Raw genomic sequence first — 26,772 nt, forward strand, 5'->3', positions numbered from 1 at the left:
ACACACCTGTAGATTAACTTGATCTTTCAGATAAGGCAAAACATTTTCATCTAAAACTTTTGGCTAAAAATAATACGTTCTTTTTCACTATTTTTTGAGCAACCAAGTACCATTTTCATCACGTTTTCCAAGGATTTTGAGTACTAAAACCAGACTGAGTAATAGCAACAAATACCAAGAACCAAGTTTCCCCCAACCGACCATATGCCATGCATCGACCTGACTTGGGTATAACCAAATTTGATAGAAGGTACTGATATTTTCTGCAATCCAAATCAAAAATGCCAAAATCAACAGTACTGGTAACATGGGCAACTGAATCACATGATTTTGTAATTGAAAACTGAGCTTGGTTTTCCAAAAGATCACCACACTCCAAGCAAACAAAAGCATACGAATATCTGGCACAAAAAATTTGGTCATAAAATTAAGATATGACAAAACGGCTAAGCACAGCATATTGCCAAAACGCGGTAAGTTACTGAACGACACCTGATATAGACGTAACGAACGTGCAAAGAAACTTCCTACTGCCGAATACATGAAACCTGCAAATAATGGCACGGTCAGCAGTTTGAAAACGGCAGGCTGCGGATATTGCCATGAGGCAATGTGTGGATGGGTCAGAAATATTTCCATCCCCATTGCAAGGATATGAAACAGTGCTATGACTTTGGCTTCCGCCCAAGACTCAAGTTTTAAGCAGAGCAAACACACTTGAATGATCAGTGCATAAAACAATAAATAGTCATAACGGAAAAAGCCAAAATATTCCTGACTTCCCATTGCTGCTGTTAATGCAAAAGCAATCAACAGTAATATCCCAAATAAGGCAGCCGAAGCTGCCTTATAAGAGAACTCAAAACATGATTTTATCATCTTGACCACGGTTGAATCCTAAACCTATTTCCTTGAAGCCTTATAAATACTTGGCACTATATTCGTGTACCGTATCAATAAAGGCTTTCGGATTGGTTGGATCTACCCACTGGGTAATACCATGGCCTAAGTTCGCCACATAACCAGTTTTTTCACCGTTGGCATATGCATCATCTAACATGGCACGCGTCGCTTTCGCAATCGCTTCAGGCGAACCATACAATGTTGCTGGGTCTAAGTTGCCTTGCAATGCTGCACGGCCTGCAACTGTTTGACGCGCCACATTTAATGGCGTAGTCCAATCTAAACCAAAAGCATCTGCACCCGTTGCAATCATTGGCTCTAACCATTGACCACCACCTTTGGTAAACAAAATCACAGGAACCTTGCGTCCATCTTTTTCACGCTGTAAACCTGCCACGATTTTTTGCATGTAGTTTAGTGAAAATTCGATGTATTCACGGTGTGCTAATGCCCCACCCCAACTATCAAAGATTTGTACGGCTTGGGCACCTGCATCAATCTGCGCATTGAGATATTCAGTCACCGCCACAGCCAAACGGTCTAATAAGGCATGCAGCACTTCAGGTTGTGCATACATCATTTGTTTCGTAAAACGGAAATCTTTGCTTGAACCGCCTTCCACCATATAGGTTGCCAGTGTCCAAGGACTGCCTGAGAATCCAATCAAAGGAACTTGTCCGCCCAATGCTGAACGAATCGTAGTCACAGCATTCATGACATAATCTAGGTCAGATTTGGCATTAAACTTAGGTAAATTCAGTACATCTTGTTCGGTACGTACAGTTTTATGAAACTTCGGACCTTCACCTGCCTCAAAATACAGTCCCAAACCCAACGCATCAGGTACAGTCAAAATGTCTGAAAATAAAATGGCTGCGTCTAAGTCATAACGACGCAAAGGTTGTAAAGTAACTTCACAAGCAAATTCTGTATTTTTACAAAGGGATAGGAAATCACCCGCTTTTGCACGTGTTTCACGATACTCTGGTAAATAACGGCCAGCCTGACGCATCATCCAAACCGGAGTTGCATCTACCGGTTCACGTAATAAGGCACGCAAGAAACGATCATTTTTTAAGGTCGTCATTCACTTTCCCAACTTAATTCGATATTGGCATCATCATATCAAAAAGGTTGTAAATATAATAACTTCTCAAGCATTTAAAAACCGATCATGTTGAGTGCCAAAAATGATATTTACACAAAACAACTACTGCATCTTCACTTTTTTTCTGTAATACTTAGCCAGTTTTTAATACACAGTAAATGAATAATTCTTAAGGTTGAATTACATGTTCGTTCGCACCATGCTCGCACTGAGCCTAAGTTGCATATTTGCTGGTACAGCTATTGCCGCATCTACTGCTGAACAACCATTAACGCCAAAAAAAGTGACTAATGTTGCAGTTCAGGATCCCATTGATCCGTTAGCGACTGAAGCTTCATCTGCAACTAGCCAGATTAGCGCTCAAGAACAAGAAGATCTGAACCAAGCATCGCAAACTTTAGACAGCCTGCAACAATCAGAAGATGTTAAAGCCGACATCGGTGCTGCACCTGCTACATCGACTGCTACAACTCCAACATCAACTTCGCCTGCTGCCAAAGTTGCTTGGGGTTTAAATGACCTAAATAATGCACAGTGGTATGACAACATTGGTAAAGGTCAGTTCCCTGTTTATGCACGTGCGCATGTCATGCTCAATAATGCACATGCTTCACCGGGTGCAATTGATGGTACCAGTGGTAAAAATACCTTAAAGGCGATCGCTTCATTCCAACAAATGAATAGCTTGAAACCTACAGGGACTTTAACCAAAGAAACTTGGGATGCGTTGATTGCAAAACAAAGTTCTAAACCTGCATTTATTGAATATACGTTGACTGACGCAGACTTGAAAGGTCCTTATGCAGCATCGATTCCACACGACTATGCACTACAAGCAAAAATGAAAGGCTTGTACTACACACGTGTAACTGAAATGTTGGGTGAAAAATTCCACATGGATGAAGACTTTTTGAAAAAGTTGAATCCAAAAGCGACATTTAAAAAAGCTGGTGAAAAAATCTTAGTTGCGAATATTCGTAACGAAGTTCCTGAAGATATTCACCTGATCGTTGCACATAAAGGCGCGAAACAACTTTACTTGTTTAATAGCCGCAACCAAATGATCGGTTCATTCCCTGCAACGATTGGTAGTTCAGATACTCCATCGCCTACAGGTACTTACAAAGTCACAGGTGTTGCACCAAACCCTTGGTACAGCTACTCACCGTCTAACTTTGTTCAAGGCAACAACAAAAAACCACTTTCATTACCACCTGGTCCAAATGGTCCTGTTGGTAATATCTGGATTGGCTTGAGCAAAAAATCATTCGGTATTCACGGTACACCGAACCCATCTGCTATCTCTAAAACTGCGTCACACGGTTGTATTCGTTTGACCAACTGGGATGCAAATGACTTAGGTAAGAAAGTGAAATCTGGTGTGACTGTTAAATTCTTAGAATAATTTTAGTCACATTTAAAAAAGCCTGCTTCGTGCAGGCTTTTTTTATAGCTGTGCATTCATGCATAACAAAAGACTCAATCATGAATGATCGTTGCAAAAATAGGATGAATTGTCGCTAAAAAACTATATATCACTATTTAGTTCAATCCTAAAATAGGCATATGTTCAATAATTAAGATAAGGATGAATGCCATGAATGCTTTTTTACATCCAAGTGAAAACCGTGGTCACGTAAAAATGGGCTGGCTTGAGTCTAAACACAGCTTTTCTTTTGGTAACTGGTATGACCCGAAATACATGGGCGTTAGTGCGCTTCGTGTAATTAATGATGACTTAATTGCAGCACATGAAGGTTTTGGTCAACACCCACATGACAACATGGAAATTTTGACCTGTGTGTTAAAAGGTACCATTACGCATAAAGACAGCATGGGCAACCATGGTGGCATTTCTGCGGGTGAATGGCAGCTGATGAGCGCAGGTACAGGTGTGCGTCATAGCGAAATGAACCAAGGTGATGAAGATGTACATTTACTACAAATTTGGATCGTTCCAAATGAACGTGATGCTGAACCGACCTATCAACAAATTAAATGTGATCCACGCGATCAACCCAATCAATGGCATTTAATTGTCGGTCCAAATGACAATGCAGCTATGCATATTCGCCAGCAAGCGGAAGTTAAATCTGCATTTTTGACGAAAGGTCAAGCTTTAGATATCCATGCAACGCAGCATATCAACTATATCCATGTTATTTCAGGTTCAGTGCAAATTGCTGAACATAAAGTTGAAGCTGGTGGTGCAATTGCGTTCTTAGAAGATAGCCAAATTGAAGCGCTTGAAGATGCTCAAGTGATTTGGTTTGATTTACCCGAAGTAAAATAATTAAAAGCCCTCAAATGTGAGGGCTTTTTTATCCAGCTTGGCTAAGGCGTTCACTGCGTTTATACAACCACATCAACACCAAAGTTGGAATGATAAACCCTGCAGCCACCATGATGTCATGTAGGATTGAGGCATAAGGTTCAGCAAGCATGGCATCATGCTTCATTGGAGATGTCAATGGATGGAATCACTTTAAACATCTCGAAATTAAGCATTTCGAGATATTCTTAAATGACACTCAGCATCTAATTATCTAGATAAAATTCATCAATCAAAGGTGATTTTATTCTATTGCTGATGCAATCTATCTAATCAGCCTTCAGTTTCCACGCGATAAAAATGATTTTGCATAAAGACGTTAAACATAGAGAAAAATAATTGCCGATCTTGTTCAGATTGAAAGATGCCACCGAAATAGTCCCGATCTGTGTTTAAAATTAAATCGAAGAACGTTGCTTGGTTAGGAACCACTCCCTTTCTTTGGCAATATGCAAAATATGCACTGACATCTTCAAATAAAATCCACCACTCCTGTGGACTTCCAATCTGAATGCCACCTAATGAATGCTGAAGATCAAACATCGCATTGAGCAGATATTGAAAATTTTGCTGTGAACTTTGAAATTGCAATCTCGGATAATCTGTTGTTAGATTTAAATCGATCAGATGTAAATGGACGCTCCGAGCACGCTCTAATCTACGTTTAACTTTTAAATATTGATGATAACGACGTCGATCTTTTGCTGTGACCGTTGTTAGGCGAGATAAATCCATATTGTCATACAAATCACTGAGTTTTACTTCACAAGCAATTGCATTTTTAGCGGTACGCTGCGCAGCTTGAAATCGGTTCTCACCTGCTGTTTTAGTCAGTGCCAGTATCGCGTCAATAATATGCGCTTGAAAACCCATAGCACTAAGCTCATCCGTCGTTGTCGCAGTATCTTCTAAAATGTCATGTAATACAGCGACGATTTTAGCATCAAGATGCTGCACATTTTGCATCACACGAAGTGGATGCTGAATATAGGCTTGTCCCGCTTTATCGACTTGTCCGAAATGGCGTTCAGTCGCCAAAGAAATCGCGTTTTCTAAAGTTGAAATATAGAACCTCCCCTTCGTGGTTTTTTTTATTTTGCTCCATCATATTAACCAATGAATATAGATATTAGTAGCTCTAAGCGCGACCTGAACGACACAGATTGACTCGTAAAATGCATATTTTCCAAGACTTTCCATGAGGTAGATCTTTTGCAAATACTTCTATGCCATTCGCGCCAACATTTCCAAAGTAATTTTTTTCACCTCTTCTTTACTTTGCTGAATATGGCTGCGCATTTTCTCCAATGCCGCTGTCACGTTATGTCCAAGGATCAATTGTAAAATCTGTTGATGCTCTGCATAAGTGGCTTCAATTCGATAATCTTTAGAAAAATCTAAACGTCGAATAATACGGATTTTTTCACTCACATCCCGATGCACTTTCGCCATTTCACTATTACCGATTGCCTCAACCAATTGACAGTGAAATGCTTCATCTTGCATCGATAAAGTTTTTAAATCATGCAAAAACTGTTCGGGCTGAATACACCACAAATTCACCAATGTCTGTAAAGCCTGTTTGAGTTGTTCTGTTTCCATTTTGCAGAGCTGCTCAATGGCATAGCATTCCAGCAAAATCCGTAAATCATAGAGTTCTTCATAGGCTTTAAAATTGAGTGGCTTCACCTCCCAACCGCTACGAAAATGCACCCTTACATAGCCATCTTGCTGTAAACGGTATAAAGCCTGCCGTACGGGTGTACGGCTTACTTCATACAATTCAGCAATTTCAGATTCGGTAAAACGTGCGCCCGGTTTGAGCTGGAAATCAAAAATATCGTTTTTTATTTTTTGGAAAACCAGCTCAGACAAGTTGTCTGAGCTTTTCCCAACAATGGTGGTTGTGGTCATGTTTATTCCATATAAACCAGCGGTTCACCGCTATGTACCGTTTGTCCTGCACGGCAGATAATCGCTTTCACGATACCATCATCATCGGCATAGACTGGAAGCTCCATTTTCATCGCTTCAATAATGGCTACAGTCTCACCTTTCTTCACAGACTGTCCAGCTTCGACAAAAATTTTCCAAATGTTGCCGGTCATCGATGCATTCAAGGCTGCAAATTGGCTATAGTCGGTATCATCTTGCAGGATTTCCATTTCCGCAGGTGCATCGAACTCATCTTTCCAGCGTTCAACTTCAGTTGTAAATGCCTGCTGCTGCTGTGCTTTAAATTCGGCAATACTGTCTTTCTCTGTTTCTAAAAAGGCTTGATAAGCTGCAAAATCAAACTCTGTTTCTTCAATTTTGATTTCAGCCACACCATTGGCAAAGTCAGCACGAAATTGATCAAGTTCAGCTTCAGTCACTTCATAATATTTAATTTGGTCAAAGAAACGTAAGAACCATTGCTGATCGCTAAACTGCTTGTTCTTTTTAAACTTATTCCAAATAGGCAAGGTACGACCAATCAATTGATAACCGCCTGGTGAGTCCATGCCATAGATACACATGTACATTCCACCAATACCAACTGTGCCTTCTGCGGTAAACGTACGTGCAGGGTTATATTTCGAGCTGAGTAAACGATGGCGTGGATCAATTGGCACAGCACAAGGTGCAGTTAAATACACATCGCCCAAACCTAAAATCAAGTAATTGGCATCGAAAATGATGTCTTTGACTTGCTCACGGCTGTCTAAGCCATTAATGCGCTGAATGAAATCGACGTTATTTGGCAACCAAGGCGCTTTTGCACAGACACTTTCTTGATAACGTTCTACAGCCCCTAAAGTGGCCGAATCCTCAAATGTCATCGGCAAGTGAATAATTCGTGATGGAATTTTGATTTGGCTCAAATCGCCCATCTCATTTTCGAGTCCCAATAAAAACTGGATCAAATTCGCTTGGCTGAAACGCAATCCATCATATTTAATTTGCAGTGAACGCACACCTGGAGAAAGCTCTAAGATGCCATCAATGTTCGCTTCACGAATCAGCTGCATCAAACGATAGACACGTAAGCGTAAAGCCAAATCGAGGACGTTTTCGCCATATTCAAGCAAGATGTAACTGTCACCTGCCTGACGGTACACCGCTTTTGGCGCATGTGCATCAGCTTCACGCACAGCCAATATCCCTTCAGGCTTACATTCAAAATTTGCCACCTCTGAGTTTTCAGGTGCTTGAGCAAAGTTTTGGATATCGGCAATTTGCTGAGCTTCCAAGACATTGGCTTGTTCCACACTCATCGGATAGAAACTGATGCTGTCATCCGCCTTAAGTTGACCAATCTTCCAAAGTTCTGCTTTGGCAATCGTCACTGGGCAAACAAAGCCACCGAGGCTTGGGCCATCTTTCGCCAAAATCACTGGGAAATCTCCAGTGAAGTTAATTGCTCCAATGGCATATTCGCAATCATGCACATTGGATGGATGCAAACCTGCTTCACCGCCATTTTCACGTGCCCAGCTTGGTGTCGGGCCAGTTAGGCGAATACCTAAACGGTTTGAGTTAAAGTGCACACTCCATGTTGAAGCAAAAAATTCTTCAATATATTCAGGTTTAAAGAAATCTGGTGCGCCATGCGGGCCATAGAGCACACCAATTTTCCATTCTTTGCCATAGCTTGGAATACGGTCTGCAGCTAAAGCTTGCGGTGCTGCTGTTGCAATTTCCAATCCATCTAAAGGCAAGCTTGGATTGACCATTTTAATCATGTCACCTGCACGCAGCACTCGCCCTGCATGACCGCCAAAATTACCCAATGCAAAGGTTGAGCGGCTGCCTAGATATTCAGGTACATTTAGCCCGTTACGGATCGCAAGATAAGTACGGCAACCCGACTCAACTTGTCCAAGTACTAATGTTTGCCCTGCTTTGATGCTGATCGGTTGCCAAAAATCGACATTCACACCATCTAGAGTCGCGCTACATGGCGCACCTGCAAGGGCTACAATGTTGTCTGCATGAAATTTTAGACTCGGCCCTTGTAAGGTAAACTCAAAGCCTGCTGCCGATTTTGGATTACCGACAATTTGATTGGCCAACTGAAATGCATAATCATCCATCGGGCCTGATGGTGGTACACCAATATCCCAATAGCCCACACGCCCCGGATAATCCTGAATCGTACTTTGTGTACCTGGTTGCAGCACCTCAATCACATTTGGCACATATTTAAAATCATCCAGTAGACGTGTCCAGATTTGCATATTTTCAAAGCGTGCATCTGATACTACGGTATGTGCATAGTCTAAGTTGGTGCTGATGCCATTCAAGCGGGTTTCCGCCAAGGCTATTTTTAACTTAGCAATCGCACTGTCTCGGTCTGCAGCATGCACAATAATTTTGGCAATCATCGGGTCAAAATATTGTGAAATTTCAGTCCCTGTAGACACCCAAGTATCCACACGAATATCTTCAGGGAAATACACATCTGTGAGTACACCCGGACTTGGCTGGAAGTTTTTCACTGGATCTTCCGCATAAATTCGCACTTCAATGGCAGCACCATTGGGCTGAATATTGCTGAGTTTTTCCCAGTCCAGAGCATCACCTGCCGCCACTTTAAGCATGCATTCAATCAGATCTAATCCTGTCACCATTTCAGTGACTGGGTGTTCAACCTGCAAACGGGTATTCACTTCAAGGAAATACACTTCATCACGGGCAGCATCATAGATAAACTCAACTGTGCCTGCGCTGCGGTATTTCACCAATTGACCGAGCTCTACGGCAGCACGGTGCAATTTTTGACGTGTTGCTTCTGGTAAATGCGGTGCTGGTGTTTCCTCCACCACTTTTTGGTTACGGCGCTGCAAGGAACAGTCACGCTCACCAAAAGCAGCGACTTGACCTAAACCATCACCAAAAATTTGTACTTCGACATGACGAGCTTTATCGACAAAACGTTCGAGAAACACGCCCGCATCTTTAAAGAACTGCTCGCCTAGACGCTTTACACTTTCATACGCATCTTTTAATGATTGCTCATCATCACACCGGGTTAAACCAATCCCGCCACCACCCGCGGTGCTTTTCAGCATGACGGGATAGCCAATCTCTGCCGCAGATGCGAGTGCTTCATCTAAACTTGCCAATAAACCTGTGCCCGGTGTCATAGGCACATTGGCTGCAGCAGCCAATTCACGCGCACGATGCTTCAAACCAAATTCTAAAATTTGTTCAGCCGTTGGCCCCATAAAGGCGATACCATTTTCCTCACATGCACGGGCAAAGTCAGCACTCTCTGACAAAAAGCCATAACCAGGAAAAATAGCTTCAGCACCGGTTTGTTTGGCTGCTTGAATCAGTTTTTCAATACTTAAATAAGTCTCTGCAGGTTTAACACCTTCAAGTGAAACTGACACATCTGCATCTAAGACATGTTGTGCATAACGGTCTGTCTCTGAATACACGGCAACTGACTGAACACCGAGTTTCTTTAATGTACGAATCGCACGAACAGCAATTTCACCACGGTTTGCAATTAAAACTGTTTTAAACATGATTATTTCCCCGATTTTTTTAATTTGATTTTGCTGTTGTTGCTTGCAGTGATTGGATATAAGCGCGCCAGCCGCCAAATTCACTGATATTTTTTGCACCGTTTAGGCCATAAGGTTCACAAATAAAGCCTTTCACCCAACGTCCATCGGCAAGCTCGACATTGCCCATACCTAGTGGTGTTGGAATTTCGGCGACAAATTCACCAAAGCGTGCTTTTGGAATATCCCAAAGCTCGACAATAATTTTTTGACCCGCTTCCTGACGCGCTAAACCTGGTTTCGGCGGTACTGTGCCCGGCAGTGCATAGAGGGCGTAATCGGCAGAAGTCGTTGTGGTTTCAACATGCACGGCTTGGCGTGTTGTCAGTTGGAAATTGAGTGGCATACCTGTGAGATGTGCGCCTACAACAGCAACACGAAAATGCTGTGCTGATGGTGCAGAAATGACTGAAGCTGCGTCAGGCAATGTTTTAGCTACTGCACCCAGCGGTAATTGCAGGTGGTTTTGCCATTTTTCTGCAAAGTCTGCTAGAGCCGTATCGTGCCAAGCCGGCGCAATGAATGTGATTCCAAAAGGCAGCCCGTCGGCACGAAAGCCTGTAGGTACAGCGATGGCACTGAGGTCAGCTAAATTAGTAAAGTTGGTATAGGTGCCAAAGTGGCTATTATTTTCAATTGGCGCTTCTGCCATTTCAGCCAGTGTGTGAATGGTTGGCGAACTTGGCACCACTAAAGCATCAAATTGCGCTAAGGTTTGCTGAATTTGGCGTGCCAAATCTTGCTTTAAATATTCGGCGTTATAAGCATCCACCGCAGTGTACTGCTGCCCTTTTTGAATAATTTCTAAAACTGTTGGATCAAAGTCATCTGCATGGCTGTCTAAAATTTCAGCTACGGCTGCCGTACGCTCTGCTACCCATGACCCTTGATACAGTTGTGCAGCCAATTTTGCAAAAGGACTGAAATCAATTTCAGTTAGTACTGCACCTAAGTTTTTTAATTCAGTTAGTGCTTGCTGAAATGCATCAGCAGATTGAGCATCGCCAAAAAATTCTAACTGTTTTGGAATGGCTAACTTTAATTGTGCGCTGAACTTTGCAGGCGCTGTTGCTGGGTTCACACGTGAATAGCTGTCGGTTACATCAAAACCTTCCATAACTTCTGCCACTGCAGTTGCATCAGCGACGGTTAAGGCAAAAATTGAAATACAATCTAAGCTCTTACAGGCAGGCAATAAGCCTGTATTTGAAAAGCGACCTTTGGTCGGCTTTAAACCGACAATATTATTGAAAGCTGCAGGGATTCGTCCTGAACCTGCAGTATCTGTACCGAGTGCAATCGGGACTAAACCGCGCGCCACCACACTACCTGAACCTGAACTTGAACCACCGCTTACAAAGTCAGAATTAAAAGTATTCGGCACTGCACCAAATGGCGAACGTGTACCGACCAATCCTGTGGCAAATTGATCTAGATTAGTTTTGCCTACAATAATCGCACCCGCTTGTTTTAAGCGTTGCACCACAAAGGCATCTTCAATTTTGATTTCGGTAAATAATTTGAATGCAGCCGTTGACGCAAAGCCCACCACATCAATATTGTCTTTAACTGCGATAGGCACACCAAATAAAGGCAAAGCAGTAGCATTCTCAATTTGTTTTAAAGCTTCAATCTGCGCAGTTAATTGCTCTATAGAGGCAATGGAAATCCATGCTGGATCTGCATGATCAAATTGCTCGACCAAGGCATATAAGTCTTCGAGTTGAATTGTGTTATTCGTGTAGCCCGCTTTCCATTCTGCTAAAGTCCAGCCTAAAGTTTTTATTGAGTTCATTGATGTGCTCATTCTTGTATCCAAGTTTGAATACTGTATTGCACACATCATGCCAAAATTAATTTTTTATTATTTTTCAATATCTTAATATTAAAAAAACAATCATTTCCCTATTTTATTTAGGCAATACAAAACGATAAGTGTTCTATTAAGTTTCCAAGCTCCACTATTTTGGTGCATGACTTTTATAATCGTGTTTTCAATAGATTCTTTTCATTTAGATGCAGATATAAATACAGTGAACTTTCTATTTTCACTCTTTATAATTTCAATTTAGATGTTTTGTATGACTTTGAACTTAGAATAAAAAGAACTGAGAAATATTTTGAATTTTATATATAGAAAAAGATACATCAATGATGGCTAAAGCAATATTGGGCTTTGAGATTGATCGGGTTGAATAGAAAAGTAGTAATAAAAAAAGCTATTGATTCGCAAAATTTAGTTAAACAGTCAAAACTAAAAAATGGTGCGCTCAGCGTGCACAAGAATAACAATATATATAATTGTTTTTATTAAATTAATTTAATTATTAGAAAATAAATACCACTAAATGTACCACTAAAAAAATTGCTCTGGGTTCTTATCCCTTCTTATAAAGCACTGGCGACACGCATAATTTTTCGGAAAACTTGCAGAGCGCCACTATGTCAAGGACAAGCTAATAAATTAAATTTCAATACTTTAATTTAATTCTGACGCTATGTTGCCGCATATCAACTTAATTCATTTATGCATTTTCATTTCATACTTATAGTTTTTTTCCAGATGATATTCACATTAGTGAATTATATACTCACATCATCTTAAGATACGGGCGCTAACTATGATTGTCATGAAGAAAAACAAAAAGTATCTCTCTTATGTAAAACAAGAAGATGATTTGGGTTATTGGGAATTATCAGAAGTGAATTTTGTAGATCAATCGGGTTGGTGTTGGACTAGTGATTATGAGAAAGCCAAGTATTTTATGAGTAAACGAGATGCTGATATATTCTTGGCTAAAAAGAAGGGGGAATTTTGGGAAGGTGTGGAGATTGTTAGTGAGTGAAATTCAAAATAAAATTATTAATGTTATTGCGATTACGGTAGCTGTGGGTTTTTTCTGTTTTGCTTCATCATGGATATTATTTGAATTTAAAGGTTCATCAAACTCACTAAAAGACACTTGGTCTATTGTTTCCTCTTTTTTTAGTGGTGGTGCTGCCCTTATTGCGTCTTATATTGCATCTTTATTGTTTCATGATTGGAAAGAGCAGCACAATAAATCTATTTTGTCACACGAAGCTAAAATAATTTTTAGAAAAATTAGTGAATCCTATTTATTATTAGCTACTTATAACAAATCATTAGATCAAATGTTAGGCAACTCTGTTACCTTTTCCATTGGTAATATTGATAAGTCTATGGGGCCCTTGGTATCGTTTAATCAAGAAATAATAGTTGATTTGAAATATTTTGAAAATCTGTCGTCAGAGTCCAAGCTCAATAGCTTGATCAAGACTTATAATAATTTGGTAAGTAAACATGTTGATTATTTAGATAGCTACATTAAGTGTCCAGATAATAAATTAATATCCCAAGATTTTGTGTTAAGTGGGAAAGTATTTACATCAGGACTGGATGACATTTCACAATCTATTCAATCTGACCTTAAAGGGTATATATTATTTAAAGATATTCTAAAGTAAGCCCTCACATGAGGGCTTTTACAACTGCGCCATGTCGTGCCTTACAGTCATTGTATTTAGCAACCGTATCAACAGACCAAAGCATTAAAGCTTTTCCCTGCCCTGACTCCAATTGCTGTAGTTCTGCGCAAGGTTCAAGGAGGTTTGCTGGCACCACTGGCGATAAGTGAGTTGAGTTGCTGCACGCCGTCGTCATCAAAGCAGTCATTGCGATAAACAGGCCGCTCAATGATTTTTTGAACTTCACGTGTGACTGTTTCTGTTTTAATGCGCTGTTCTGATTTAAGTGTTTCATAGTCTGCACTTACCTGATTAATTAGATTTTGTTTTTCAGCCAAAGCCTTAAGGTGTTTTCGTTCAATTTCTTGGATCTTTGCGTTACATTGCTCACCAGCTAAACGCAACTTGCCAGACAAGTGATTGGTATAAGCAATTTGCCCCACGTATAAAACAAAAAAGACCGCAATTGCGATCCATGTTTTATATTTCCAAATAAGTAATGGCACTATTGTACTCCTATGCATTTTTGATGACGCTCTAATTGTCGAATCCAAACGCCATAACAGTTATTTGAGCGAATGGAACAGTCCCGCTTAGCTACATATTTCCATTTCAGCAATGAGTTACATGCCTGCTTATATTGTCCCGCTTTCAAATTGCGTAGCATTGAAGATGAGCGCCAATTCGCAGCACCGAAGTTGTATGAAAAATCGAGGTACACATCGTATTCAATTTGCGAAAGCTTCACGCCTTCAAGTGACTTTCGAAAAACAACCTCATCTTTAGACACGTGCGCTTTTGCCCATTCTTGTGCGGTCTTGCGCGTGATTGGTGGATCAGTCATTTTGATTGGCTTACCATCTGGTTTGGTTGTAGATCCAATGCCCTGTGTTACAACCCCACCGCTATCTTTATAGGGTTTTGCTGAGTAACCTTCATACTTTTCTAAGCCCACAAAAAAAGCAGCCGAAGCTGCTAATCCATACGTCCAATATTTAGTCTTGTTTGACATTGCATTCACCATTTAATTTTCGCTTTGTAAGCTCGTGAATTTCTTTTTCGCGCTGATTTCGTTGCCATGAGAAATAAACATTAATGAGCAAGCCCAACACGGCAACGCCTATACCTACCCACCCCATCCAATCAATGCCCATAAAAAAACCGGCAAAGCTTGCTGCTCCACCGGTCACTGTTGCTTTTGAACCCAAAGCTGCAGCTGATGTTTCTGCCACCGCTGCTGTCGTTTCGGACATGTTACCCCCTAATTTTTGGCAATAAAAAAGCACCCAATCGGGTGCTTGATAGTTGTATGAGATCTATGAGTCTGGGAACTTTGAGTCGGGAGGAGTAAACCCCTGTTCTGAATACCTTGCTACTTTTGTTACCCTGACGCAATTTATCCAAGCATTTGTAGATCGATCAGAGATAGCCCCACCACCAAACAAGCAGTGATTTGATGTTAGATTGTATCCAACACTCATTTGCAGCTTTTTAACACCATCAATCAACAAATATACAATCCCTGCTTTTCTCATAAAGCAGTAATGCTGCCAAACATTTCGTACAATAGCTAATTCAGCAGAACGACCCCCATTTCCCAGCTGAATTCTAAGATTGCTTTTATCCATCATAATGTTTAATGAGTTTAAATTAATCAGATAAGCATCGAATGCCATACTCGCTGGATTTGTTGGGAATTTGGCAAAAAATTCAATTGTGAATTCATCACCCAAACCACTAGGCAAATAGCCGAAATATTGGTTAGCCACTCCAGAAAAGTAAATAGATCCGAGATCAACATATCTATCCGTGTCTACAATCTGAATACCCCCATTTTTTGTAACACTTTTATTAAATGACGAGGAGTCTTTAAAGATTGTGCTTGGAAACTCTACAGCATCCGCATACGATAAAAAAACCACATCAGACCAGTAGGGATCTCCAATAATAACAGTATGGGTTGACACAAAAACCTCACCGCTATACATAGTTTGAGTGCCACGCGTGGCTGCTACACGATATATATAATCTCTCTCTTCATCCACATCCACATCAAAATAGTAAAGGTTTTGAGTTTTACCTACGGGGATCCACGCATTTCCACCCTCTCTTCTTTCTATTATAAATTCATCCGCAAATGAGGCTTGATCCCATTCTAATTTTATATTTCTAGCCATGTATCACCCTAAAAAGCGTTATAGGTTGCAGTTAGATTTATTGGTGCTGACAGCGGTCTTACAAAAATATGCTCAAAATACTGCAATGACTCATATGTGTCGCGGATAGATTTAAGAATAATTTTGAATTGCTTGGCACTGCTCGGGGCGGTAGATAAGTCAATTGTGTAATTATTTAATGTCCCAACATTCACATTTAAAAACTCAGATTCAGTATTTAATGCATCAATCGTAGTAACAATTAATTGATAAGTTACCCCAGGCTCTAGAGCAACCCCTCCATCAAACCAGCCCAAGATACCCCCTCCGGTTTGCTGAATTCGATTGCGATTAACCCATGTAAGAATTGGATTTCCATTTACTTCATTTGGATAGTAACTCCCATTAATTTTCACGTTAGCAGGTGGATAAGGGCGAATTGCCCGCGCATTCATTTCAATCGCAATCGAACCTTTATTTTCAAGCATGCCCGACGGGGTTGTTGTGAGCGCAGAGACAAGAACCTCTTCCCCCGCAACATATTCTGATGAGTCATAAGCAACATCATTTCCACAGAAATAAAGTTTTGTGCCTATTCCCCAGTCTTGCGGCAGCGAATCAAGAGCACCACGCTTCACACTCACAACACCGGTATATGCATCAACGCCTTCAAACACCATCCACTCACCAGGTGTTCCAATCCAATCACTACCACATTTAATTAATGTGCCAATAGATAACGCTGAAATCTCAGAGATATCTTTAACTGTAAAACTTACTGAGGTTCTCGAAATAATTTGATCAAGTTCGGCGGTAGGCTCATAGTTAATTGTTGCAGCACGCACCCATTCTTCGCCCTCTGTGCTGTCATGCGTCATCATGACAGCATAAAGAGAGTTCGATTGCGGTTGTTTAGCTACAACACCAACTAAGCCAAAGTTATTTTCATAACTCAATTCCTCATCAACTTGACGCTGACCCAGAGCCATAACCGCTAAATAATATGGCATCTCAAACGGTTCATACTGGCAAGGAAGTGGCGGCTGTGGTGCAATATCAATCGGTTCATCAATTGCAATATCTGATAACAAATTACTTGAATACGGAACCACTTCTACAAAATCAATTGACACATCAGCACCAGTACCGAGATTGATTTTCATGATTCGAACTGTAATTGTGCCTTGCCATTTTCGTGGCCAAGCTAATTTTAGCAAGTCGTATCGATTCCATTTTCGTGCATTGTACTCAGCAGTGGTGAAAGACCCCTTCCACACCGGTGAAGACATCTGTTTTAATTTCCATTGCGCAACGACGGCAGCATTCCGCTGATTCATGAAATATGGAAAGTCGGCATCCTCAGCGTTTACGCGACCTTGCAAGTTTCGAATCGATGCATTTTCTGAAATCGAAAATGATGAGTCTTTAATTGCATCTCGATTGTAGTAGCTCACGTTGAGTTGATTAATTGCTTCATCAGCATTTGCAACTTCAAGCGACATGCTTTTGATTTTATTGACTGCAAGCGTGTGGATTTCATTTTCATCAAACCAGTCGTCACGAAACAAAACCATTTCATAAAGTCCAGTTTGACGATTTACACGCACCCCGGCTTCAATGTGACCGCATAATTCCTCAATTGCCTCTAAACATGATTTTTCAGTGATCGACCACGAAATTCCAAGACCTTCATTCCAAATCCGATCTGCCGCTTTCATAAAATTAATATCATTTACATCAGATTCAGGCTTATTCATTGCTGTATCATCAGTGAGAATTTCGCGGATTTTGTGGATTGGATTCATGTCGCCATGTTCAATCTCTTTTATTTCTTTAAGCTTAACTATGAAATATATAAGTGGTCTTGGATCTTGATGTAATCTGTATCTTTCGCCGGCATCAAATTCAATCTGATAAAGCCCTGCTGCTAAATTTAACTCCCCTTCATGATATATCCATGCTAGTTGATCAAGGCTTGCTCCAACTGACAAAACAACATTTCCTTCTTTTTTTATTTGAAGAGTCGCATTATTTCCACTAGTGACAGCTTTGTATGAAAACGCTCCGCCACCCCAGTAAAAATTACCACTGCCCTTAAACTTTCGCTCAGCACTTGAGTTAAAAACATAGTCATCATATTTTGGAAAATTGTCGTATTTCCAATCTAGAGAGGGAATTGCGGTGCCACCGCTGATTGCTGGTAAACCTTTGTTTTCAATAAATGATGCTGAAGCAAATAAACTTGGGTTAGATCCAACTGGATCCCCATTTCCAATTAAGCCTCCACCCAAAAACTTAACCCCATAACTGATTTCTTGCTCATACATCGGGAGCGTGAACTCTCCAAAACCAACCCCGTCTTCTGCACTTGAATAGCAAATAGTATTCATGCTGACTGAAAAAGGCATATATTCTGATCCTCGACTAACATATGAGGTTTTAGGAATCTCAGCCTTCTCGTCATACCACTGCACCCGCCCATCATTCCGCACATGAATACGCTTTGGCCAAAGCAACATCTCTTTCATGTAACCTGAGTTGCCGAGGTAGAAACCTATCTGCGCCCCTGCGGAACCATCATAAAGATTCGTTAAGTCAAGCAGATCCTCTTCCAGCATTAATTCTGGGTTAATACCACCAAACAATGACTCCAAATCTGCTGAAAATGTAAGATATGACTGGTATGGATAAGCAGAAGCCAAATCTCCGTTTCTATCAACCAACTCACATGCAACAGTTTGATTTGGCTCGCCTGTTTTTATTGTCACAATGCCGCTAACACCGCCTTCATTTTCGCCATAAAGTCCAGGCTTTTTAATGTACATATAATCAGTGCCCTGTGATGCCCGTACTGTCTTGCCAATTTGCCAGCCACGACTATCAAAATTAATAGCAATTAATTTCTCAATACGATTACCAATAAAAGCCGCGAATTTGGCGTAGTAACGATAACCAACAACCTGCGAACTACTTTTTCCCATTTCTCGCCACCTCTACCACCTGCAAAGCCATTGCATCTTTTGTGTTTATGAAATCCTGAGCATCACGGCCATTTTTAAGAAAATCTTGCCAATCCCAACCTTGACGCAAAAAAAAGGCCCGGGTTCCGCCCGAGCACATTTTTGCTTTTCGAATATCCGACATATAAATTCTCATTTCTTGCCGCCTTTCTGCTTGATTGTTGATGTGGTCTTACCCCAAATATCCGTGATGTTTCCATACATGTGTGGACTGCCTGCAATGTCGCTAAATGAAGTACCTTCATCAGCAATTGTTCCATCAAGCTGATTTGGTTTTGGGCGATTCTTTTTTTGCATTTTTCGCATTTGCAGATATGTGTAAACGCCGACCGCCAAACTAACTAAAGCAGTAATTAATAAAAACACTGGCGCCTCACTTAATCAATTGGGTTTCTAATGGGTTTTCTGCCGGCATGTTTGGATGCCCGGCAAAGCGAATATGGTTGTTAAATTTTTCATGGCAGGTTTTTAAAGATTGGTCACAGCCGGGTGCAACGCGCACCACATCACCCACTTTTAATCCTACATGTTGACGATACAGCGATAAAGAATTACCGCCACCCGATGTGATTAAGGTGTGCACACCATCTTTCATTAACAAACCTAAATTCAGCCATGATGCCGAATATGTTTTGGTCTCCATGATTGGAGCGCCGTTTTCAAAAATCGGATTACCTTCTTCATCAATCATTTGTGTAGGCACAACAGCAAAGCTCACTGTCAAACCATTGATCGCAGTCACTGTGACTTCAAATGACATTTTTTCGAAATCCAAACCACACCAGCGGTCGTAAATTGAATTTGGACACGAAGACTGAAATTTGCGCGTCAAAATATTGCGGTTTAAGTACGATTCACCTGTTTCACATACCAGTGTTAGCGTGTCTGCATCTTCATCAAATTTCGGCTGCGTCACACGGCCTTTATGCAGTACCAGCGTTTCGTTTTGATATAGCTCAAGGATTGTGACAGTTACACCACCATAAAAGATTTTCCCTGCAAATACTGCAGCAAGGTTTTCACCTTCCGCATTCAATAAGCTCATTTGCGGAAGTGTAATTTCGGTATCACACTTATCAATGCTTTCATCTTCAATCGCAGTGCGTGAAAGACCGCGAATTGGCAGATATTCAGTGCCTGCGTGTGTGATTACTTTACGCTGATTGGTGAAATACCACGTGCGAGTACCGTGCTTAAATTGATAAAGTTCTGCTCTCGTTTTCATGATGAAAGCTCCACGATTGGCACAGTGACTTGCGTTTTATGTGCACCTAAAAATTGAAATTCAATCTGGTCAGCATCAAGCCGATGCAGGCCTAAATAGCAAATGGTTTGGATGTTGCTGCGTTGAGCATTGATTGCTGGCGATACAGTGAGTGAACCGCCTGTTTTCGCAGTAATCGTGTGCGCTGTCCAAGTGCCATCTTTGCGTTTGACTGCAATGTGTTTACGATCCGCTTCAAGCAAATACTTTGTGTTTGTACTGAGTGAAGTTGTAATGTTGCCAGTATTGAGAATATTCAAATGCTTCTCATATAACGGCATCCAAAATGCCTGAAAACGCCCCATTCGACGAAATAGAAACTTGCGATATTCCGTGTATTGTTTCCAGTCACGTAGTAACGACTTAAATGGTTTTAAATATCGTGGCTTGGCCCAATGGGTAAAATCCTGAAAGCCACCAACATCACCATCGACAATGTTTTGATGTTGCGTCAGTGTCATTTCTAACGAGTTGCCATCCAACAACAAAGGCTTGAAATAAATATCATTGCCTAGATATTGCTCTGGAACTTCCGCTTCAAACTCAGGTGAATCCTCTGCAATCACACGAAAAACTATGCTTGAGTTGGACCAAAAACCGCCAGTATTGATTGACGCATCGCCATCAATAATGCAGATCCGTAGCGGCATGATCGAAGCATTGGTTGCTGTCACATTAGCTGCAAGTCGGAAGCCATCCTGATATTCAGTAATCAATTCTTGAATGATTTCTTGTGTTTCAGGATCTCGAATTTCTTCTTGCACAATGATGTATCGACCAATACTCACAATCTCAGCAACTTGTGCACCTTCTGGACTTTCAAGCAAAATAAAACCGACTCTAAGGTCGGCTTGGTGTGCTGTCGTATCCATGACAATGAAGTCGCTATCTTCAAGATCTGGAATAATCTGTCGAAACTGTGGTAACGGAATGCCCCACTGTTTACGCAAATTTGCATAGAGCATGTGAAACATGTCACCCATGGCTTTACGCATATTCACATAGTTGAAGCTCAAGACTTGACGAGGTGCATCACGCTGAATGTATCGAATTTCGCTACCATCAAACGATTCATGCACCTCGGTCTTAAACTCAAGACGTTCAGTAGAATCAAGCAGAGGGCAATTTGTTAATACGTGTACTTCGCCATATTTGGTTTGTATTTTCATTTTGTCCTCTTATTAAAAGAACCCACCGAAGTGGGCCTATACCTTGCTGCGATTTCGTTTCATGTGATACAAGAAAGCTTTCTCGCCATCTGCGCTATAAAGCATATCTTTAGCTTCATCCTCATCTTTAACCATAATTACACGAATTTGATTATCGATTATTTGTTTCTGTGAATGACTTGCCTGCTGCAAATATCCACTAATACTTGGACTTTGCATATTCAGCACCTTAGGCGCATCAAGTGCGATTGATCCACCATCTGCATAAGCATTTGGCAATCTGCCGGTTTGATTCATAAAGTTCAACGTATCAAGACCAAGCATATTTACGGCTGCGGTTCGCATCATGAACTCACCGTTTGAAGCCATAATTGGGATTTCATCACTCGTACCAGTACCCTTCCCAGTGATGTGACCACCAGTCGCATAACCAACCGGACTCAACGCTGAAACCGCAGCCTGAAGCAAACCTGTTTCCATAGTTGCCATTGCGACAGCAGGCAAGTTATATGGAAAAGGTGATGATGCCCAGGCTGCCGAAATAGCTTGATAACTATTTAACGCTGTAGAAAACAGTGCAGCACCTTTTTGAACCCCACCAAGAATGGCATAAGCCGAACTTGATGAATCAACCAACCCCATCATCATGCCTGCAAAATCTGCACCGTACTGGGCACCGTATGACATCTGCATGGCCAAACGCTGTTGTTGATACTCCTCTTCTGTCAGTAGCATGTGTTTACGTGCTTTTGCTAAAAGATCCATATCTTCTTGGTATGGCGATTTATCCAAGCCCATCATGGACTTGTAGTCTCCCCATACCTGTTCACGCTCAGCGTTTGATTCTAAACCTTGATTGAAGTTCGCCTCTTTAACAAGACTTTGCTTCATTTCAGGTGAATATTCAGCAGTATTAAGAATTTCTTCTCGTACTAATGCGTAATATTCTTTGGCGTAGTCAGCGACTGAAATCCAGTGTCGTTTTGCTTCGAGCAGTTGCTTAGATTGAGCAATCCTAATTTTTTCAATTTCAGCATTACTCTTATCAGCCAATGATTTTAAAGCTTGCTCTTTAAGCTCATCATTCATTTGAGAATCCAATTGAATTCTTAATGAATTAATTTTCACTTGCCGGTCAAGTTTTTCCGTCGCAGTCTCTTGCCATTCATTTAGATCAGCAGCAAGTATTTCAATATAAAGTTGCTTTTCAAGGCTTGCTCTCTGCGTAGCATTTTGAATAAAGCCACTTGTATCACCTACACTAAATTTGGCTTTTCGTATCTCCTCAATCTTAGCAGCTAAGTCTTTTTCAATCTGCATCTCACGAGTTGCGAATTCATACGCAATTCGCTCACGTGCATTAGCCTGCTGCTCCTTCAAACGCTCTGCCTCTTTAGCATCTTTAGCCTGTTGCGACAGGGCTGCTTTTGATGACTTGGCAGAATTACTCGCTGCTGCTTGAGCGGCTTTTTGACGAGCCTCACGCTGTTTATCTACAGCATCAAGCTGGTCAAGCATTTTCTTTTGCTCAATCGTTACACCCTTAAAACCATTCTTGGCATTCTCATTATAAACTTCTGTCCATCGAGCAGCAGATTGACTTGACTTCCCTTGCTTTTCAAATGCGTTCTGCAGTTTTGCCGAAAAAACATCAGAACTTAATTTCGTGTTTACTTCATTCAGAGCAGAAGCTAAATTGCGCACACCTGTTGCTGCATTATGGCCAGCATTTGCAGTTCCGTTTAGCTCCCCAGATAATTGTGCAATAAAATCTTTTTGAGTTTTTGCTTCAGTGCCGGCCTCATAAACAGCTTTTGCAAAATTTGCCGTTTTGTCTTTTGCATCTTGCGATACCCTGCTTGAGTTCTGAACAGAAGTATTGAATGCATCCAAATCACCAGTTTTCTTATATTCAGCAAATAACTTTGATAACTCAACTTGAGATTCAGTAACAATTTCCCCCATATTGCCCATATTACTAGCATAAACCATGAGTTCAGCAGATGCCTTTCGGTATGCCTCATTAAGCTCTTCTAGCTTCTGGCGTTCTGCAGCCATTTGGGCGTCACGCTGAATACCATTTAGTTCACGGTATTTAACAATTGCATCACCCACAGCCTCATTGTTTTCACGCAACGACTTAGTTGATTCATTTGAGTTATTGCTTAAATACATATACCCAGCGGCCAGCGCAGTCACACCGATAGTGATTGCACCAATCGGCCCGCCTACTAAAGCCAACGCCCTTGAACTTGCTGTGCGTGCTGCAGTAAGTTCAGATTCTGCAGCTACTTGCGTTGCCACAGCAGCAGCCGATTGCTTCATCGCTATGTTGTGTGCAATTTCTGCTTGGGTTAGACGCATTGTTGCTGCAGCACGTTCTTGACGTGTTGTTGCCGAATTCATTTCCGCTCGTGCAAGATTAAGTTCCGTTAGTGTTTGTGCAGCAGCTTGACGGCTTCGCTGAACCTCTAATGCCAATAGACGAGCTTGACTAGCAGCCTCTGCTTCTGCAGCAGCTGCTCTGGCTGTAGATGCGATTATAGCTTCACGAACAGCGACGGATTGTTCAGCAATTCGTTTTGTCAAATAGGCCACACCACCCAACATCGCAACATTTGCAACAGTTTCTAAATTTCCAGCTAAAATGCCCAATGCTCCAGCCATCATTCCAGTCGCAGAAGTTGATTCGTTTGCTTTACCTAAATAATCAGTCACAGCATTTGATAGCACTGTAAATCCATCAGCAAGACTATTCTCCATACTGTTGGCCAGCGCTTCACTTTTTTCACGGCTTGCATCAAGTGCATTATTTAAATCTTTTGTGCTTAATTTTCCAGCATTACCCATAGACAAAATATCAGCTTCAGATTTATTTAAACTCTTTGATAAATCTCCAACAATACTTGGAACAGCAGACAAGATTGAAATCCAAGCATCACCTGAAACTTTGCCGCTATAGATGCTTTTCATATAAGCATCAGTTGCACTGGCTGCTTTATCTGCAGCCGTTGCATTATGCGTAAATGAAAATGACAGACTGTCTGTAATACGCAAAGCGCGCTCTGTCGTTTCACCATAAGCCTTTAAAGCACCACCAACATCTAAATAAACCTGCTGCGCCTCTTTTAAAGGACGGTATGTGGTATTTGCGGTTTGCAAAAGATGTTCTTGAACTTGGTTATATTCTTGCTGACTACTGGTTGCATTGCGGATCTGCGCTGCCATCTGGGTATATTCATCTGCCATGCTGATCACTGAACCAACAGTAAAGCCTGCCAGTGCTGTAACCCCTAAACCTTTGATCATTTCAATCGCAGAACCCGCGCTGTTTTCAATACGTTTAGATTCGCGCTCTGCAGTATCACCTGCTTTTTTCATTGGCTCTGTAAAACCAGCTGTTTTGGCAATTAAATCCAGCGTTAATGTTCCAAGCTTAGTAGCCATATGTTTTCCTCTAGGCGTAAAAAAACCGCCTAGATGGCGGTTTATATTTATAAAGTAGCAAATTAGTTATTTTGCATAACTAATACAGTGTTTTTGCCAAAGTTCATTGAATTGGGCCGCAGGGATATCACCGTCCATAATCACAAGTTGCTCACTTGCAGCTATATATTTTTTAAATCCAGTAAATGCTCCAAATCCATTTTTTGCATTAACTTCACCACAATACGCAACCTCATTTCTAAACTTTGCCGAGTCTGCATCTTTAAGAAATTGCTGAACTCTTTCTCGCCCCAGTCTATTAACTTTTATTTCAGTCATTTCAGCTTTCGCCTTAGCTTTTTCAGCCTCTGACTTTCCACAACCAACTAAACCCACAACAAATGCTAATAAAATAATTTTTTTCATACTGGACCTTTAAACTAATTGTATATATTTTGCCGAATTTGCCACTCTTGATGGCATATCTAATTTCAAACCATAAAAATCCCTGCAAATGCAGGGTTTAATAAAATCATTTAATTTAAAAATTATAACGTAGACCAGCTTTATAAGTTACACCATCATAGTCACCGATGTAGTTTGAACTATAGTCATAATCTATTCCACCGTGCCAAGAACAAGTCCCGGATCCAGTACTATCACTCCAAGTACCATCATTACAGCGGGTTTCTTTTTCACCTGTAATATTGAAGGACCACTTATAACCAATACCTGTATAGAGTGAAAAATTCGGCGTAAATGTATAACCTGCTTCCAACCCAATAGGGATAGTCCAATATGAAGACGTATCAAACCCATCAGCATCTAAAACGCTAAATCCTGTACCAAGCGTACCTAAAGCATAAAATCCATTTAAGTTGATAAAGTTTAAATGCCCGCCAAATGAAAACTCATAAGCCTTACCGTCATATTCATTATTCTGCTGATATTCAAACTTCCCCCATACACCATTTTTATGTGGTGAAGATGAATACCCTATACCAAAACCTGTCAAATCTTCTTCTATATTATTTTCAAACTTAGCTTTTTGTGCTGAATACTCCAACATTAGCGAATGATTAAGCTCTGCTTCATTTTTATATTTTGCAGGCTGTAAAGGTTGAAACTTAGTTTCTTCAACTGGAGTAACCTCATTACCTAAAGGAATTGGTGCACCTTGTTGAATAATTAAAGGCCGATCTGCATGTGAAAAAGCTGATATAAAAAGACCAATTGCTAAAATACTTTTTTTCATATTACCCCCTGTTTTATTCACATGAATCTAACAAAGAGAACACAAAAAAGCCATCCTTAAGGATGGCTAATTCAGAAAACTAATTTTATTACACACCGCGCCAATTCAATCTTCCTAAAATTGGCAACAGGTCTGCATCCAGTTCCAAACTTTCGCCCAATCGCTCCAGCGACCTAGAAAACAGCTCTAATTCCTGAATAATCGTTTGGCAGTCTTTTTTCACTACATCCAGCTGCGCCCGACGGATCATGGTGTATTGATCGGCACGTCGTACAATCAAAGTACCGTCCTTTTGATTCTCAACAAAATAATGACCTTCCGCTTTAGGCAAATACAAATCATTGCCAGTCGGCTTATAAGGTTTTTTTTCAACTACTGCTGGCGCAGTTTGTTCTGGTTTAAAGTAACTATCTTCCAAACGCTCAAATACATCCCAGGCATGGTCGGTATCTAGCATTTTGGCATGACGCGCAGCGCCACGTTCTGTCCAAACAATCAAGCTTTTAGCATTTCTTTTAACAAACTGACTTTCAGTCAGTCTGTCATTAGAATCAACTAACCCTCTTTGAGAGGGTTGGTTCTTAAGCTCACGTAACTCAGCACCTTCGATTTTAAAATAATGTTTACCTTGAAGAAAACGTGATGCATTTCTTTTAAAATTTTGATGAATATTATTTATATCTACGCCATAAAATTCAGCCAACTGCGCAGTTGTCACAACAGGTTGATTTTTAAAACGGATAATTTGATTTTTGGCTGTAGAAGCTTGCGTACTCATGATGAATACTCCTTGTGATATCGGAATGTTCACCACCAAATTCACGCTAATAAATTGGGTGGCGAGTTAAGCAGGATTAGCGTTACCAGTCACAAGGTTCTGGCGCACCGAAGTGCTCCTACCTAACCCACCATAGCAGGCGCTGTTCTGCAAGGTGCAGAAAGCTATAGGCAATAAAAAACCGCGAAAGCGGTCAATATTGACCTTGTGAAATTGATTGGACGCTAACCCAAGCACTAGATTTTGCTAGTACCTTTTTAAGGTAGCTTGGATTGTGCATCTTGTCAATTTCATTTCGGGTTTTTGCCAATATACAGCAA

Annotated in this window: 23 protein-coding genes and 1 pseudogene; 4 read left to right on the top strand and 20 right to left on the bottom strand. The window is 40.9% G+C overall.

Features of this window, described 5'->3' with window-relative positions:
• Positions 1-87 precede the first annotated feature (87 nt).
• Together FTT72_RS00095 and hemE are read right to left on the bottom strand one after the other, a co-directional pair.
• Entirely contained in the window at positions 88-879 is a 792-nt protein-coding gene (locus tag FTT72_RS00095) for a DUF817 domain-containing protein (RefSeq protein WP_180109405.1), read from the bottom strand.
• 40 nt (positions 880-919) lie between these two features.
• A complete protein-coding gene (hemE, locus tag FTT72_RS00100; RefSeq protein ID WP_180055009.1) occupies positions 920-1,990 on the bottom strand; it encodes a uroporphyrinogen decarboxylase in 1,071 nt (356 codons plus the stop codon).
• Positions 1,991-2,195: 205 nt separating this feature from the next.
• On the opposite strand from hemE, the gene FTT72_RS00105 reads away from it, so the two are divergent.
• Together FTT72_RS00105 and FTT72_RS00110 are read left to right on the top strand one after the other, a co-directional pair.
• Positions 2,196-3,416, top strand: a complete 1,221-nt coding sequence (locus FTT72_RS00105) for a L,D-transpeptidase (RefSeq protein ID WP_180177648.1) — start codon at positions 2,196-2,198, stop codon at positions 3,414-3,416.
• A 192-nt stretch (positions 3,417-3,608) separates the two neighbouring features.
• The gene (locus tag FTT72_RS00110) at positions 3,609-4,304 is read left to right on the top strand and encodes a pirin-like bicupin family protein (RefSeq protein WP_180173955.1); all 696 of its coding nucleotides are present in this window, start codon (positions 3,609-3,611) and stop codon (positions 4,302-4,304) included.
• A gap of 28 nt (positions 4,305-4,332) precedes the next feature.
• Here the strand turns inward: FTT72_RS00110 and FTT72_RS00115 are convergent, their stop codons facing one another.
• The 5 genes and pseudogenes from FTT72_RS00115 to atzF all read right to left on the bottom strand — a co-directional run bounded on the left by FTT72_RS00115 (position 4,333) and on the right by atzF (position 11,693).
• Complete coding sequence (locus tag FTT72_RS00115) at positions 4,333-4,470, bottom strand: hypothetical protein (RefSeq protein ID WP_180173956.1); 138 nt, start codon at positions 4,468-4,470, stop codon at positions 4,333-4,335.
• A 536-nt stretch (positions 4,471-5,006) separates the two neighbouring features.
• Positions 5,007-5,408: pseudogene (locus FTT72_RS16190) on the bottom strand (guanosine-3',5'-bis(diphosphate) 3'-pyrophosphohydrolase); the annotation flags it as partial.
• Between the two features lie 159 nt (positions 5,409-5,567).
• Entirely contained in the window at positions 5,568-6,257 is a 690-nt protein-coding gene (locus tag FTT72_RS00125; protein WP_180107134.1) for a GntR family transcriptional regulator, read from the bottom strand.
• Positions 6,258-6,259: 2 nt separating this feature from the next.
• Positions 6,260-9,859 carry an urea carboxylase gene (uca, locus tag FTT72_RS00130; protein WP_180173957.1) on the bottom strand — a complete coding sequence of 1,200 codons (3,600 nt, stop codon included), beginning with the start codon at positions 9,857-9,859 and terminating at the stop codon, positions 6,260-6,262.
• Between the two features lie 19 nt (positions 9,860-9,878).
• Positions 9,879-11,693, bottom strand: coding sequence for an allophanate hydrolase (gene atzF, locus FTT72_RS00135; RefSeq protein ID WP_180177649.1), 1,815 nt, complete (start codon positions 11,691-11,693; stop codon positions 9,879-9,881).
• Between the two features lie 826 nt (positions 11,694-12,519).
• On the opposite strand from atzF, the gene FTT72_RS00140 reads away from it, so the two are divergent.
• Entirely contained in the window at positions 12,520-12,744 is a 225-nt protein-coding gene (locus tag FTT72_RS00140) for a hypothetical protein (protein ID WP_180177650.1), read from the top strand.
• Positions 12,737-13,384: a hypothetical protein gene (locus FTT72_RS00145; protein ID WP_180177651.1), complete on the top strand. Its 648-nt coding sequence runs from the start codon at positions 12,737-12,739 to the stop codon at positions 13,382-13,384. The genes FTT72_RS00140 and FTT72_RS00145 overlap by 8 nt, the downstream gene beginning before the upstream one ends.
• Positions 13,385-13,518: 134 nt before the next feature.
• On the opposite strand, the gene FTT72_RS00150 is transcribed toward FTT72_RS00145, so the two are convergent.
• The 13 genes from FTT72_RS00150 to FTT72_RS00210 all read right to left on the bottom strand — a co-directional run bounded on the left by FTT72_RS00150 (position 13,519) and on the right by FTT72_RS00210 (position 26,452).
• A complete protein-coding gene (locus tag FTT72_RS00150; RefSeq protein ID WP_218953457.1) occupies positions 13,519-13,908 on the bottom strand; it encodes a hypothetical protein in 390 nt (129 codons plus the stop codon).
• Positions 13,890-14,396 carry a lysozyme gene (locus FTT72_RS00155; RefSeq protein WP_180177652.1) on the bottom strand — a complete coding sequence of 169 codons (507 nt, stop codon included), beginning with the start codon at positions 14,394-14,396 and terminating at the stop codon, positions 13,890-13,892. Before FTT72_RS00155 ends, FTT72_RS00150 begins: the two co-directional genes overlap by 19 nt.
• Positions 14,380-14,637 (bottom strand): holin, encoded by a 258-nt coding sequence (locus FTT72_RS00160; RefSeq protein WP_180026358.1) that lies wholly within the window; start codon positions 14,635-14,637, stop codon positions 14,380-14,382. The genes FTT72_RS00155 and FTT72_RS00160 overlap by 17 nt, the downstream gene beginning before the upstream one ends.
• 63 nt (positions 14,638-14,700) lie before the next feature.
• Positions 14,701-15,561: a LamG-like jellyroll fold domain-containing protein gene (locus FTT72_RS00165; protein WP_180177653.1), complete on the bottom strand. Its 861-nt coding sequence runs from the start codon at positions 15,559-15,561 to the stop codon at positions 14,701-14,703.
• An 8-nt stretch (positions 15,562-15,569) separates the two neighbouring features.
• The gene (locus FTT72_RS00170; RefSeq protein ID WP_180177654.1) at positions 15,570-18,521 is read right to left on the bottom strand and encodes a phage tail protein; all 2,952 of its coding nucleotides are present in this window, start codon (positions 18,519-18,521) and stop codon (positions 15,570-15,572) included.
• Complete coding sequence (locus tag FTT72_RS00175; RefSeq protein WP_225215699.1) at positions 18,508-18,684, bottom strand: hypothetical protein; 177 nt, start codon at positions 18,682-18,684, stop codon at positions 18,508-18,510. Before FTT72_RS00175 ends, FTT72_RS00170 begins: the two co-directional genes overlap by 14 nt.
• Positions 18,685-18,692: 8 nt before the next feature.
• Complete coding sequence (locus FTT72_RS00180) at positions 18,693-18,926, bottom strand: hypothetical protein (protein WP_180177656.1); 234 nt, start codon at positions 18,924-18,926, stop codon at positions 18,693-18,695.
• A 7-nt stretch (positions 18,927-18,933) separates the two neighbouring features.
• Positions 18,934-19,785, bottom strand: a complete 852-nt coding sequence (locus FTT72_RS00185) for a phage BR0599 family protein (protein ID WP_180177657.1) — start codon at positions 19,783-19,785, stop codon at positions 18,934-18,936.
• Positions 19,782-20,993, bottom strand: a complete 1,212-nt coding sequence (locus FTT72_RS00190; RefSeq protein ID WP_180177658.1) for a hypothetical protein — start codon at positions 20,991-20,993, stop codon at positions 19,782-19,784. The genes FTT72_RS00185 and FTT72_RS00190 overlap by 4 nt, the downstream gene beginning before the upstream one ends.
• 36 nt (positions 20,994-21,029) lie before the next feature.
• Complete coding sequence (locus FTT72_RS00195; RefSeq protein ID WP_180177659.1) at positions 21,030-24,440, bottom strand: tape measure protein; 3,411 nt, start codon at positions 24,438-24,440, stop codon at positions 21,030-21,032.
• 66 nt (positions 24,441-24,506) lie between these two features.
• Positions 24,507-24,845 carry a hypothetical protein gene (locus FTT72_RS00200; RefSeq protein WP_218953458.1) on the bottom strand — a complete coding sequence of 113 codons (339 nt, stop codon included), beginning with the start codon at positions 24,843-24,845 and terminating at the stop codon, positions 24,507-24,509.
• A 115-nt stretch (positions 24,846-24,960) separates the two neighbouring features.
• Positions 24,961-25,674, bottom strand: a complete 714-nt coding sequence (locus tag FTT72_RS00205; RefSeq protein ID WP_180177660.1) for a hypothetical protein — start codon at positions 25,672-25,674, stop codon at positions 24,961-24,963.
• A gap of 88 nt (positions 25,675-25,762) precedes the next feature.
• Complete coding sequence (locus FTT72_RS00210; RefSeq protein ID WP_180177661.1) at positions 25,763-26,452, bottom strand: ORF6N domain-containing protein; 690 nt, start codon at positions 26,450-26,452, stop codon at positions 25,763-25,765.
• Positions 26,453-26,772: the final 320 nt, after the last annotated feature.

Origin of the sequence: Acinetobacter sp. YH01005 (genome assembly GCF_013420465.1) — a bacterium.
Lineage (GTDB): Bacteria > Pseudomonadota > Gammaproteobacteria > Pseudomonadales > Moraxellaceae > Acinetobacter > Acinetobacter amyesii.